At 37.1% G+C, this 12,621-nt stretch carries 13 protein-coding genes and 1 riboswitch; of the genes, 5 read left to right on the forward strand and 8 right to left on the reverse strand.

Annotated elements, in window-relative coordinates; genetic code table 11:
* Positions 1 to 55: 55 nt before the first annotated feature.
* Positions 56 to 688 (reverse strand): LysE family transporter, encoded by a 633-nt coding sequence (locus ACIQXF_RS09940; RefSeq protein WP_402782442.1) that lies wholly within the window; start codon positions 686 to 688, stop codon positions 56 to 58.
* A gap of 186 nt (positions 689 to 874) precedes the next feature.
* Here ACIQXF_RS09940 and ACIQXF_RS09945 point away from each other — a divergent pair, with 186 nt between their 5' ends.
* Positions 875 to 1,246 (forward strand): rhodanese-like domain-containing protein, encoded by a 372-nt coding sequence (locus ACIQXF_RS09945; RefSeq protein WP_402782263.1) that lies wholly within the window; start codon positions 875 to 877, stop codon positions 1,244 to 1,246.
* A 185-nt stretch (positions 1,247 to 1,431) separates the two neighbouring features.
* On the opposite strand, the gene ACIQXF_RS09950 is transcribed toward ACIQXF_RS09945, so the two are convergent.
* Together ACIQXF_RS09950 and ACIQXF_RS09955 are read right to left on the reverse strand one after the other, a co-directional pair.
* The gene (locus ACIQXF_RS09950) at positions 1,432 to 2,172 is read right to left on the reverse strand and encodes a tetratricopeptide repeat protein (RefSeq protein ID WP_402782266.1); all 741 of its coding nucleotides are present in this window, start codon (positions 2,170 to 2,172) and stop codon (positions 1,432 to 1,434) included.
* Positions 2,173 to 2,282: 110 nt separating this feature from the next.
* Complete coding sequence (locus ACIQXF_RS09955; protein WP_402782269.1) at positions 2,283 to 3,998, reverse strand: methyl-accepting chemotaxis protein; 1,716 nt, start codon at positions 3,996 to 3,998, stop codon at positions 2,283 to 2,285.
* A 203-nt stretch (positions 3,999 to 4,201) separates the two neighbouring features.
* On the opposite strand from ACIQXF_RS09955, the gene ACIQXF_RS09960 reads away from it, so the two are divergent.
* The 4 genes from ACIQXF_RS09960 (at position 4,202) to nspC (ending at position 8,644) form a co-directional block, all read left to right on the forward strand.
* Positions 4,202 to 4,408: a hypothetical protein gene (locus ACIQXF_RS09960; RefSeq protein WP_402782272.1), complete on the forward strand. Its 207-nt coding sequence runs from the start codon at positions 4,202 to 4,204 to the stop codon at positions 4,406 to 4,408.
* Between the two features lie 204 nt (positions 4,409 to 4,612).
* Positions 4,613 to 6,061: a tryptophanase gene (locus ACIQXF_RS09965; protein WP_402782275.1), complete on the forward strand. Its 1,449-nt coding sequence runs from the start codon at positions 4,613 to 4,615 to the stop codon at positions 6,059 to 6,061.
* A 217-nt stretch (positions 6,062 to 6,278) separates the two neighbouring features.
* Positions 6,279 to 7,508, forward strand: coding sequence for a saccharopine dehydrogenase family protein (locus ACIQXF_RS09970; RefSeq protein ID WP_402782278.1), 1,230 nt, complete (start codon positions 6,279 to 6,281; stop codon positions 7,506 to 7,508).
* Complete coding sequence (nspC, locus tag ACIQXF_RS09975) at positions 7,505 to 8,644, forward strand: carboxynorspermidine decarboxylase (RefSeq protein WP_402782281.1); 1,140 nt, start codon at positions 7,505 to 7,507, stop codon at positions 8,642 to 8,644. The genes ACIQXF_RS09970 and nspC overlap by 4 nt, the downstream gene beginning before the upstream one ends.
* A 43-nt stretch (positions 8,645 to 8,687) precedes the next feature.
* Here the strand turns inward: nspC and ACIQXF_RS09980 are convergent, their stop codons facing one another.
* The 5 genes from ACIQXF_RS09980 to ACIQXF_RS10000 form a co-directional block, all read right to left on the reverse strand.
* Positions 8,688 to 9,575, reverse strand: coding sequence for an amidase (locus ACIQXF_RS09980; protein ID WP_402782284.1), 888 nt, complete (start codon positions 9,573 to 9,575; stop codon positions 8,688 to 8,690).
* A 43-nt stretch (positions 9,576 to 9,618) separates the two neighbouring features.
* Positions 9,619 to 9,707, reverse strand: a riboswitch (cyclic di-GMP riboswitch).
* Positions 9,708 to 9,943: 236 nt separating this feature from the next.
* Positions 9,944 to 10,150, reverse strand: coding sequence for a DUF6366 family protein (locus ACIQXF_RS09985; RefSeq protein ID WP_402782287.1), 207 nt, complete (start codon positions 10,148 to 10,150; stop codon positions 9,944 to 9,946).
* 200 nt (positions 10,151 to 10,350) lie between these two features.
* The gene (locus ACIQXF_RS09990; RefSeq protein ID WP_402782290.1) at positions 10,351 to 10,839 is read right to left on the reverse strand and encodes a chemotaxis protein CheW; all 489 of its coding nucleotides are present in this window, start codon (positions 10,837 to 10,839) and stop codon (positions 10,351 to 10,353) included.
* A gap of 25 nt (positions 10,840 to 10,864) precedes the next feature.
* Complete coding sequence (locus tag ACIQXF_RS09995) at positions 10,865 to 11,980, reverse strand: M20/M25/M40 family metallo-hydrolase (protein ID WP_402782293.1); 1,116 nt, start codon at positions 11,978 to 11,980, stop codon at positions 10,865 to 10,867.
* Positions 11,981 to 12,229: 249 nt separating this feature from the next.
* Positions 12,230 to 12,385 (reverse strand): hypothetical protein, encoded by a 156-nt coding sequence (locus ACIQXF_RS10000; RefSeq protein WP_402782296.1) that lies wholly within the window; start codon positions 12,383 to 12,385, stop codon positions 12,230 to 12,232.
* Between the last annotated feature and the right edge of the window lie 236 nt (positions 12,386 to 12,621).

A 12,621-nucleotide genomic window follows, 5' to 3' on the forward strand; every position in this document is an offset into this window, starting at 1 on the left:
TGTAAACATCCTCGATAATTATCGAGTTTGTTCTACAGTCTGAAATGTCTAGAGATTAAATATAAATCTTAATTGCTTGAATAAATTCATAAATAAAATACCCAGCAAAGCCAATTAATAAGAACCCTGCTAACATAGTAAGGGTCTTGATCATCTTACGATTCATTGCTTTACGAGTAACCGAAACAATAATCATCAAGCCTATATCATGCAGCAATATTCCACTCAGTACCCCTGCTGCAATTACTAAAAAGCTCTCTGATTCCCCTTGCCCATAGGATTTAGCTAGGACGACACCGAAAACATTTACCCAAAAAACGAGATTTCCAGGTGAAATGGCTACAAGTAATCCATTAAAATAAGAAGCAAAAATCGATTTGGTTACTTTTTCTCCTGCCAATGTAATATCATGATCAGCATTTTTTATAGAATCCAGCCCTAAAAGGAATAGAAAGCCAGCACCTATAATCCACATTGGGAGTTGTATCATTGGCATTGCTAAAATGGAGGCTAGTCCCATATACAATGCAAAAACCAATACTACATCAATTGTCATGCCACCAAGCCCTACCGCCCAGCCATGCATAAAGCCATTTTTGAGACCCTGCTTTGTCATCTCTACTGTTATAGCTCCTACAGGCATGGCAATTGCAAGTCCCACCAAAACATACGCTACATATAAACTCAAATAAACAACTTCTTTCATTCGATAAAATAAGCTTCATTCGTCCGTTTATACAATAATCCTAGCATAAAAATACATTTATAGCTCTATATTTTTATAATTATTCAACAAATATACTATGTTGACATTTTATCCTTGCCCGAGTAATATACCCTAGTAGGTATATCACTTCTAGGGGGACCACCGTTCATGAAAAGAATATTCATATTAATCATTACTCTTTTATTACTGGCAGGCTGCACAACCAATAAAGAAGGCTATGAAACAATTGATATTTCGACTATTGAAAGTAAGGTCGCAGATGGCTGGCAAATCGTTGATGTTCGTGAAATCGAAGAATATAATGAAGGGCATATTCCTAATGCGCTAAATGTACCACTCTCTAGCATTTCTCAAAGCGAATATGGTGCGTTGGAACAAAATAAGTCTTATATTATTATTTGCCGTAGTGGAAATCGCTCACAAACTGCAAGCAAAGCATTAGCTGAGGCAGGCTTTAACATTATAAATGTTAAACAGGGAATGAGCTCGTGGACAGGCGATATCAGTGTAACTGAGTAATCTATTTGTGACAGATAATAGGTATAGGATTTATAAGTTATTCAGGGATCAATTATGCCACGGCATAATTGATAGGCCTGCCGATGTTTTCTGTGCGAAAGCGTAGGGCTAACGTAGCTGGAGCAACATGATGCAGGTCAGTTAGCGAAAAGGCATCCCTCACTACGAGAGATGCCTTTGTCCTTTTAAAGCATTTGCTTTTTCCATTGTGCTAGCACGTCATGGGATTTCGCAATGTCCACTTTTAACGCCATCTGCTTGGCAGAGCAACGTTTTTTAGCCTTTTCCCAGGCTTCTTCTAGAGCAGGTAAATAGCTTATATTTTTTGTAGCTGCGACAAGCTGTAAGAAAATATTGCCTTGAATATAATACCAACGAGGGTTCATATTATCTAACTGAATCGCTTCTTCAATGAGACGAAGAGCCAAGTACGGACTGCCTTCACCACGGTTCAAAAACTGTGCAAAGGCTCCCCAGTAAAGCGCTTTATTTGGCTGAAGCTTTATCGCTTCGGCATATTGAACCATTGCCTTATCATGCTCTTTCGCAAGTGCAAAATATTCAGCCATTGTATAGTAAGCATTTGCTTGTGCCTCAATTGATCCAGCCAATAATTCATCAACCACTTGACCGAATTGTTCATCATCCTGACTGCCAATATAGGCAGAAAGTACATCACGTTCTGGATAGGAGCCATCTGTTCGTTCAACACTTTGCTTCACCTTTCCATCAGTAGGAACAGGCATATTTGCATAGCCATTCGCTTCCAATAATGCGACGTGTTGCTGAATCTGCGTAAATGAGCTATCATCAGAAAACGTACTTTCGTCTAACATGATTTTGGCTAACTGATAACTTTCTTTCACTTTACCACTTAAAAATAAGTCATTTATTTGTTGGACTTGCTCATCAAACTGTTTTGCCACTATTCAAATCCTCACCTTCACCAATAGAAAAGTCTTATAGGTAGTTTACCATCTTTAGAGAGAAAAGGAGCGAATATCATGTAAAACAGCGCTAAATAGCAATAATTTTTTTACAATTCTTTTAATTTAAAAGATTTTACATGCTCTTCTAGTTTATTAGCCATTTGATTCGTTTCATTCGAACTCTGCGCAACCTCATCAATACTTGCTGTTGTTTCTTGGGCAGCCGCAGTAATAGTACACATCGTTTCCTCTATCTCTCGAATAGACTCGGTTAATCGCTGAATCATCAGAACAACATGGTCTGATTTTTCTGTTTCCAATGTCATTACACGGGAAATATCAATAATTTCTTCTACTGTTTGTGAAACGGCAGCTGAAATATTACTTAATGACTGTGCTGTTAGACGAACGGTTTCCGTGCCTTTTTCTATATATTGCGTATTGTCGTTCGTTGAAGAAGTAACTTGTTGAATATGCTCCATAATCTCCTGTATTAGCTGTTCAACCTTTAAAACTTCTTGATTGGATTGCTCAGCCAGCTTCCGTACTTCCTCTGCGACGACTGCAAAGCCCTTGCCATGCTCCCCTGCTCTCGCCGCTTCGATAGAGGCATTCAGTGCCAGCAGATTTGTTTGTTCAGCAATTCCTGCAATCGACGTAGTAATCGTTTGAATTTTTGTTGCTGAGGTTACTAAATTTTTAACAGTATGACTCACTTCATCAGAGCCTTTACGGATTAACGCCATATCATTGTTAATGTCCATAGCACGTTGTTCGCCTTCCGCAGCAATTCTCATTGTCACACGAGAGTTTTCAACGCTAGAATCAGCTTTCTCTTTTATATTTTGTAAATCCTCTGCTAAGGATATAAGTACTTCAGTAGCACTTTCAGCATGATGCATCCCTACCGTTACAGTTGTTGTAACCTCTCCAATCTTATTAGCAACACCTTGAATGGTATTTGTCATATCGTTTAAGGTATGAGCAGTTTCATCCGCATTCGAAGCCAATGTATACGATGTAGAGTGCATTGTCATAATCATATTTTGTAAATTTCCTATCATACGATTTAATGTGCTTGCTAAATCCCCTACCTCATCATTTCTTGATATTTTTGTTTCCTCTACTGCTAAATTACCATTGGCAATTTGTTTTGCCTGATGTATAAGCATACTAATAGGTTTTACTTTCCGACGAATTAAAAAGCCAGTAATGATGGAAGCAATTAGCATTGGAAAGATACTAATTAACATTCCATTTCGCACAACATCCCAAGTTCGCTCCTTCACGATATTCGCATCGAAATCAATGACACTTATCGCAATAATTTCTTTATTAGGGTCATGATTTTTAAATATCGGAGCATATCCTGAGAGACGTTCCATGCCACCAAATGTATATGGTTTCGAATATGCAGGATGTTTGTTCTCCAGTAACATGTGGATAGCTTCTTCATCCATATAAAATTGATCTCCAGTTGCAAATCCCTTCTCCGCTAGATGATCATCTAGTGCAAGTAATGTCCCATCCAACTTTAAAATATATTGAGTTTGAAAAATATTTTTATGACCAGTTGTCCAATTTAAATTTTTCCCAATACCCTTCATTGCTGTTTGATCGCCCTTAAGCGCTTTATCCATATCTTCTGGGCGAATCAATCCTGTAGTAATATTGGCACATCCATATGCCTCTATTCCAGCAGCATCATATAATTTATTATAAGCAGTTATGTATGTAGCGAACGAAGTTATACCTAGCATTATTACTAAAATACCAGCAATAATCGTTCCTAGCTGAAAAGTTAATGAATTGCGTAAATTCACGATTCATCGTCTCCCCTTTCTTGTAAAAATCTATGAATATTCATCTTTATTTTTCATCATACTACACAAAGATGTATTTAAAAAGCATCTTTTATTTTATAACGCTAAAATTAAAAAACATTGGATATATTTCTGAATTATGAGATAATTGAAGTGTATTTCTTCATCTTTCGGGCATTTGAATTTTATTAGGAGGGCTTGCTATGAATAGACGTTTTCATTTTCTATCGCTAATTATTGGAAATTTGTTAACACTAGGAGCTATTTTCATTTATGCTATGCAGAGTCAAGTGGATGTGGCCCTCAGCACTTATGCCCTTGTGATGGGGTTTTTAAGTACATTGCTCATTTTCTTTTTTTATTTATGGGGAGATGAAAAGTCGCAAATATCAAACCGTTTTTCTAAATAAAATATATTGGCTAAGGGTTGTAGTGAGTTCAAATGCTACACCCTTTTTTGATTCTTTGTGACAAAAAATAGTTAAATTTTCAAAATAAATAGATTAATCTGTAAATTCTATCCTCTTTTTAGTATAATAAATTATGTTATTGTCTAACGATTTAACGCGGTGAATCGTTAAATTTCATTTAATTTTAGATAAAAGGAGAAGAAAATGACATCTATTAAATTTTATTCAGGAGAAAGTATTCCACTAGAAATGCATAAGGTTCGTATTGTTCAAAAATTAAATTTACCACCAGTTGAACGTCGTATCATAGCAATAAAAGAAGCAGGCTACAATACATTTTTATTGAAAAATGAAGATATTTTTATGGATATGCTAACAGATAGTGGTGTGAATGCGATGAGTGATCGCCAACAAGCAGCTATGTTAGAGGCTGATGATAGTTATGCTGGCTCAGCTACATTTACTAAGCTTGAAAATAAAATCGAAGAAATTTTCGGGACAAAGTATTTTCTGCCGACTCATCAAGGTCGTGCATGCGAGAATATCCTCGCCCAAGTTTATGTAACTCCAGGTTCAATTGTACCGATGAACTACCACTTCACTACAACAAAAGCTCATATTTCATTGAATGGTGGACGTGTTGAGGAAATTTTCTTAGAGGAAGCCCTTAATTTAACCAGTGACGTATCTTTTAAAGGCAATGTTGATATTGATAAATTAAAGGCATTAATCGCTGAAAATGGAGCGGAGAAAATAGCCTTTGTGCGCATGGAAGCGGGCACGAACTTAATTGGAGGACAACCATTCTCCGTTGCTAACATGCGTGAAGTCCGTGCCGTATGTGACGAACACAATGTATTGCTAGTTCTAGATGCAAGTCTTTTAGCCGATAACCTATATTTTATTAAGGAACGAGAAGAACAGTATAAATATGCTACTATCCGTGATATTACGCGCGAAATGGCTGATCTTTCAGATATAATTTACTTCTCTGCACGTAAACTTGGTTTTGCTCGAGGCGGCGGTATTTGTACAAACAATGAAGAAGCATATCTAAAAATGCGCGAATACATTACATTATACGAAGGCTTTTTAACTTATGGGGGAATGTCTGTACGTGAAATGGAAGCCATCACAGTAGGTCTTGAAGAAACAATGGATGAGCAAATGATTAATCAAGCCCCACAATTTATCGCATATATGACAGATGAATTAATTAAACGTGGCGTCCCTGTAGTCACACCAGCTGGCGGCTTAGGATGTCATGTTAATGCAATGGATTTCGTACCTCATATTGAACAAAGCGCCTACCCTGCTGGTGCCTTAGCAGCTGCGATTTATATTGTAAGTGGTGTTCGTGGGATGGAGCGTGGTACATTATCTGAACAACGTGACGAAAATGGTATAGAAACACTATCTGCTATGGAACTTGTCCGTCTTGCACTCCCTCGCCGTGTGTTTACGTTATCACAGGTGAAATATGCTGTAGACCGTATCGCATGGTTGTATGATAATCGTGAGTTAATCGATGGCTTAGAATTTGTAGATGAGCCTAAAGTATTACGTTTCTTCTTTGGTAAGCTTGAAACAACATCAGCTTGGCCAGAAAAGCTGGCTGCTAAATTCCGTGAAGACTTTGGTGATAGTCTATAAATTTTATATGATTCCTTATGTGTTTTATAGACAAATAAGGAGTCATTTTTTTGTAATTTCCTTCTTTTTTCGTAGTATCCCCCTCAGATTACGTCAAATTGTTGTAGAAAAAATAAAATTTTTGTAGAAAATTTAAAAACAATGATTGAGTAGCAAATCAATTTTCTGTATAATCAGCTTGTTTGACAATACTTTTTATGAATTTGGGGGTAGACAATTGGGTAAAGCATTGATTATCGGAGCTGGCGGAGTTGCCAGTGTTGTGGTACACAAGTGTGTTCAAAATTCGGACGTATTTGAGGAAATTTGTATCGCAAGTAGAACTGTTTCAAAATGTGACGCTCTAAAAGAGAAACTAGATGGTGGAAAAACAAAGATTCATACTGCACAGGTAGACGCAGACAATACAGAAGAGGTTATTGAGCTTATTAAAGCCTTTGGACCAGAAGTTGTCATTAACGTAGCACTACCTTATCAGGACTTAACGATTATGGATGCTTGCTTAGCGACAGGTGTGCACTATGTGGATACTGCAAACTACGAGCCACCTGAAACGGCAAAATTTGAATATAAATGGCAATGGGCTTATAAAGAAAAGTTCGAAAAAGCTGGCTTAACTGCTTTACTTGGTAGTGGTTTCGACCCAGGTGTAACGGGTGTTTTCACAGCTCATGCACAAAAACATGAGTTTGACGAAATCCACTACATTGATATTGTGGATGCAAATGCTGGTGATCACGGTTACCATTTCGCAACAAACTTCAACCCAGAAATCAACATTCGTGAAATTACTGCGAATGGTCGTTATTGGAAAGAAGGCGAGTGGGTAGAAACTGCACCACTTGAGAAAAAAGAGGTTTATAACTTACCAGAGATTGGACCAAAAGATATTTACCTTTTATATCATGAAGAACTAGAATCACTTGCTAAAAACATTAAGGGCTTAAAGCAAATCCGTTTCTGGATGACATTCTCAGAAAAATACTTAACACACTTAAAAGTATTAGAGAATGTTGGGATGACTTCTATCGAGCCTATCGAATTTGAAGGACAAATGATCCAACCAATTCATTTCCTTAAGGCAGTACTGCCTGATCCAGCATCACTGGGACCACGTACTAAAGGAAAAACTAATATCGGTTGTATCATTCGCGGTCTAAAAGACGGTAAAGAAAAAACGTATTATGTGTACAACGTATGTGACCATGAAGAATGTTATAACGAGGTTGGTTCACAAGCGATTTCCTATACAACTGGTGTACCAGCAATGATCGGTGCTATGCTTGTGATGAACGGTGAATGGCGTAAACCTGGTGTTTGGAACGTAGAAGATTTCAATCCAGATCCATTCATGGACGCACTAAATAAATGGGGTCTACCATGGCAAGAAAGCCATAATCCAGAATTACTTGACCTTGATGTAGATGCAAAGGAAATAAGCCGATGAAACCAATTGATTTTTCAAAAGTTCCATCCCCTTCCTATGTAGTGGATGAGCGATTATTAACAAAAAATCTAGAGCTTTTAAAATCAATTCAAGATCGTACAGGCTGCCGTATTTTACTTGCCTTAAAAGGGTTTTCAATGCATTCCACATTCCCATTAGTGGGTGAATATTTAGCAGGCATTACGTCAAGTTCACTTCACGAAGCACGACTTGGCTATGAAAAAATGGGCAAAGAAGTTCATGTCTACGCGCCTGCTTATATCGAGCATGAAATGGACGAGCTTCTTGGCTACGTTGATCATATCGTTTTCAATTCATTTAACCAATGGGCTCAATTTAAAGACAAAGTAAAATCTGTTGGTAAAACAATTGAATGTGGTATTCGTGTTAACCCTGAGTACTCTGAAATTGAAACAGCGCTTTATGATCCTTGTTACACAAATTCTCGTCTTGGCACAACCTTAGACAACTTTGATAAATCACAGCTTGATGGTATTGATGGCTTACACTTCCATGCAATGTGTGAGCAAAATTCAGATACGTTAGAGCGTATTATTCAAGTTGTTGAAGAAAAGTTTGGTGATGTTTTACACCAAATGAAATGGTTGAACTTTGGTGGTGGTCACCATATTACTCGTGAGGATTATGATGTAGAAAAGCTTGTGAATATCATTAACTATATTCAAGACAAGTATAATCTTCTTGTATATTTAGAGCCAGGTGAGGCTGTAGCATTAAATACAGGTTATTTAGTCGCAACTGTTCTTGATATACAGAAAAACGGTATGGACCTAGTAATTTTAGATACATCGGCAACATGTCATATGCCTGATGTACTAGAAATGCCCTACCGTCCAATGATAATCGGTTCGGGTCAAGCAAATGAACTGGCATACACATATCGTTTAGGTGGGCTTACATGCCTTGCTGGTGACGTGATTGGCGATTATTCATTTGAACAACCTTTAAAACCAGGCGATCGTCTTGTATTTACAGATATGGCGCATTATTCTATGGTGAAAAACCATATGTTTAATGGGGTAAACCTTCCTTCCATCGTTTCTTATAACGATGAAGAAGGCATTAAAGTCATTCGTGAATTTAAATTCGAAGACTATAGCGGTCGACTTTCCTAATAACAAAGAAAATCCTCTCCAACAAAGTTTGGAGAGGATTTTTTTACGGCTGCATATTCATCCAACTATCCACATGATGAATGGCGAAACCATTGTAGCTTGTTTTATTGGCATAATGTTCATGAACTTGTGCTAACTGTTTAGTCATATAGGCTTCTCCATCATCATAGAAGGTAATATTTTTCCCTTCATCAGAGGTTTCTGTTTCCACCCCAATAACTATTGATTTATTTACTTTTTTTGCGTAGTTTATTTCCTGTTCAACTATTTTGATAATGTTGTTAGCAGTATCTCGATATGCCATTATCGTTACACTTTCAACGTTATCGATGACCCATTCAGCCAATAAACCATTGCCAAATTGAGTATTATACGTTATTTCATCAAACCAAAATGGCATATCAACTTCCAACGGTAATTGTAATTGATCGGTTTCCTCTTTCGCTCTAGTAAGAAGCGCTTGATAGGATTCAATTGTTTGTGCTTGATTTAAGCTCCACCCAATATTTAAGTAGGGTTCTACATCAAGATGTACCCCTGAAAATTGCTCACATGGTGCTACGTTCTCATTATATGTATGTAACCATTCAAACAGCTGATCCTGCATTATATAGCCTTGCGCTGAAACCCAACTTTCAGCACCATCTAACACATATACTTTCATACCTTTTTCTGTTGCTTTTGCGATAAAGCTTTTATAATAACTACTTGCTATATCATTATTAAATTGCAAATATAATTTATTAACATGCTTGTTTTCTAAAAATGTGAGTACTCCCGATTCATCCTCAACAATCTTTGTCGTATCCCATAACCAAGTAGCCTTATCTTGCATGGTCATAGCGTCTACCTTTCCGATTGAAAATCCTAACGTACTTACAAAGGTTACTATAAAAACAATTACTGCTTTTGATAGTGTACGACTTACCATTTGTTACATCTCCATTCTATCCACCTAGGCTCATAGAACAGAACCTGGCAACCTGACAATCATGCACTAAAGTAGTGTTTAGACTCATGGCTTTGCGTCCTTCCCTTTCGGTGAAGTTTGCCGTTTACAGTAGTTTTCTTACTTTACATAATACGCCCTTAGAACGAATATGTCTGTAGGTAAAATGCATAATTCACTCTATAATTGTCGAATAAAACACTAACAACACAGGTTATTTTTACTATATCAGAATATAAGCGTAGAAGTAGTAGTCAAGGTGAACATTTGATGAAATGTTAGTAGGGGTACTTATAGCAATTGAGGATTATGGAATGCAAAATTAGAGATAAAGACTCTTTTCATTATCTTTATCTGAAAAACAATTTATATAACATGTAACCTATAAATAACACTAAAGCTAATACCACCGTCTCTTTCCAACCCATACCATTTAAATTCCCACTACTTCCTCTATTTATTCCATCGTTTAGAGAACCAGCAGGATTGTTTTTTATTTCACTTTGCCTTAAACGCTCACTTTTTTCTTCTGGTGTTTCCTTTTTCTTTGAATCCATGAGACAAATACCTCCCACATATTTTGGTAATAAGCTTAAAATACGACATCTATTATTCATTTTCCTCTGATTGTTAGGAAACCACTTAAAAAGAAAGACAGAATCACATATTTGCAATTCTGTCTAATGCATCAACTAACTCTGATGTGTAGTATTGTATTGTTAATCATTCAACTAATATTCTTAGCTTTTATAGATATTCAAGCCTCTACGTTTTCTTTTTCATTTTCAAGCATTTTGTGCAAATAGTTAATAATTTCACGAATTCCCTCTAATGAATTGACAAGTATTTTTGGGTCTACGTATGTGATCATACGATTTTCAAGATTTGCCACAGCTGTAAAGTAGCGTGTTTTTGTATAATTGACAAGTCCCATCTGCTTTAATATAGACTCATCAAGATCAAGAATTTCACGAGCTTCCGTTACTAGTAATCCGTAATTCACAACATCCGTATTCAAAACAATAATACGTGCAGTTGCAGCATTTGAAGAACGATTATACAGTATACGTTCAAAATCAAGCACAGGTACAAGCTCTCCACGGATTCTTGTGAAACCTAGAAGATAATTGGGTAAATGAGGAATAGGTGTTACATGCTCTAACTTTTCAATCGAAATCGCTTGTTCTACAGGCACTGCATATTCCTCTGTACCACAAGCAAAAACTACTGCCTTTACACTTTCCATGCGGTCACATCCTTTGATTCTGTTGTTATTTTTTTGCAGACTCTTTTACGATTTCGACAAGTAAATCTGCTAATTTTTCTAATTCTTCTACTGGTATTTTTTCATTTGTTGTATGAATATCTTCATAACCAACAGATAGATTAACTGTAGGGATACCAAAGCCTGCAATAACATTAGCATCAGAACCCCCACCTGAAATTCCAAGCTTTGGTGTACGTTCGATGTTACGTGCAGCTGCCATCGCCACTTGAACAACTTTATCTGATTCAGTTACACGGAATCCAGGATACATTAGTTTTACTTCTACTTCAGCACGTGCCCCTAATGAAGCAGATACTTGCTCAAACGTCTCTTGCATATGCTTCGTTTGTGCATCTAGCTTCGTTTTGTCGATAGAACGTGCTTCAGCAAGTATCGTTACTTCATCACACACAATATTTGTTGCCTGACCGCCCTCAAAGCGGCCGATATTTGCTGTTGTTTCTTCATCTAATCGACCTAGCTTCATTTGTGCAATACATTTAGAAGCAACCGTGATTGCTGACACTCCTTTTTCTGGAGCAACACCAGCATGCGCAGTTTTGCCGATAATTTTAGCGAAAATCTTCGCTTGGAATGGCGCCGCTGTGACAATGCCTCCAACTTTACCGTCACTGTCCACTGCAAAACCGTATTTTGCTTTAATTTTGGATGGATCTAATTCTTTAGCACCAACAAGTCCACTTTCCTCACCTGCTGTAATAATAAATTCAATATCCCCATGCTCAATATTTTGCTCTTTTAAGCGTTTAACCATTTCAAATAATGCTGCAAGGCCAGCTTTGTCATCAGCACCTAAAATTGTTGTACCATCTGACACGATATAGCCATCTTCACGAAGAGATGGTTTAATACCTTTACCTGGTACAACTGTATCCATATGAGAAGTAAAATAAATTGGTTCAATATCTAATGAACCTTTTAACGTAGCAATTATATTTCCTGCTCCATGCCCGTTACGAGTATGTGCATCATCCTGTTCTACTGTAAAACCAAGCGCTGTTAATTTGTCGATTAAAACCGGTGCAATCACTTCTTCATGTTTTGTTTCTGAATCGATTTGTACGAGCTCGAAAAACTCTTCTACTAAACGATTTGTCATGTTGTAAAACTCCCTTAGTTTACGTGTCTATTCACGTCATAGTAATCTTCTATATTTTAGCATAACGCTGCGTATGGGAAAATAATATGCTTCATTCTGATGGGAATGATTTTATTTTTTGTTTTAATAGGTAGAGTATCGGAAGCTATTCACAATTATAAACTTCCTTATTATTTAATTACTGGATTATTATGAAAACATGTGGTTGATTTCTGTTCCTACTGTGCGCTTTCTGGGGCGTCCATGATTCTATCCTTTACTTTGATTTCTATCCATCTTTTCCTTGGCTCTTTCCTTCACTCTAGCGGTTCTATCCGCCTTTTCGACGATTCTATCCGTCTTTTCCTTGGCTCTTTCTTTCACTTTGGCTATTCTATCCATCTTTTCGACGATTCTATCCGTCACTCTGATTTCTATCCATCTTTTCCTTGGCTCTTTCCTTCACTCTAGCGGTTCTATCCGTCTTTTCGACGATTCTATCCGTCACTCTGATTTCTATCCATCTTTTCCTTGGCTCTTTCCTTCACTTTGGCTATTCTATCCGCCTTTTCGACGATTCTATCCGTCACTCTGATTTCTATCCATCTTTTCCTTGGCTCTTTCCTTCACTTTGGCTATTCTATCCGCCTTTTCGACGATTC

This window comes from Lysinibacillus sp. NPDC097231, assembly GCF_044761885.1.
Classification (GTDB): Bacteria; Bacillota; Bacilli; order Bacillales_A; family Planococcaceae; genus Lysinibacillus.

Excerpts from the sequence above, each read along its gene's own strand:
- ACIQXF_RS09945 (WP_402782263.1), top strand. The coding sequence starts at position 875 with ATGAAAAGAATATTCATATTAATCATTACTCTTTTATTACTGGCAGGC.
- ACIQXF_RS09960 (WP_402782272.1), top strand. The coding sequence starts at position 4,202 with ATGAATAGACGTTTTCATTTTCTATCGCTAATTATTGGAAATTTGTTA.
- ACIQXF_RS09965 (WP_402782275.1), top strand. The coding sequence starts at position 4,613 with ATGACATCTATTAAATTTTATTCAGGAGAAAGTATTCCACTAGAAATG.
- nspC (WP_402782281.1), top strand. The coding sequence starts at position 7,505 with ATGAAACCAATTGATTTTTCAAAAGTTCCATCCCCTTCCTATGTAGTG.
- ACIQXF_RS09980 (WP_402782284.1), bottom strand. The coding sequence starts at position 9,575 with ATGGTAAGTCGTACACTATCAAAAGCAGTAATTGTTTTTATAGTAACC.
- ACIQXF_RS09985 (WP_402782287.1), bottom strand. The coding sequence starts at position 10,150 with ATGGATTCAAAGAAAAAGGAAACACCAGAAGAAAAAAGTGAGCGTTTA.
- ACIQXF_RS09990 (WP_402782290.1), bottom strand. The coding sequence starts at position 10,839 with ATGGAAAGTGTAAAGGCAGTAGTTTTTGCTTGTGGTACAGAGGAATAT.
- ACIQXF_RS09995 (WP_402782293.1), bottom strand. The coding sequence starts at position 11,980 with ATGACAAATCGTTTAGTAGAAGAGTTTTTCGAGCTCGTACAAATCGAT.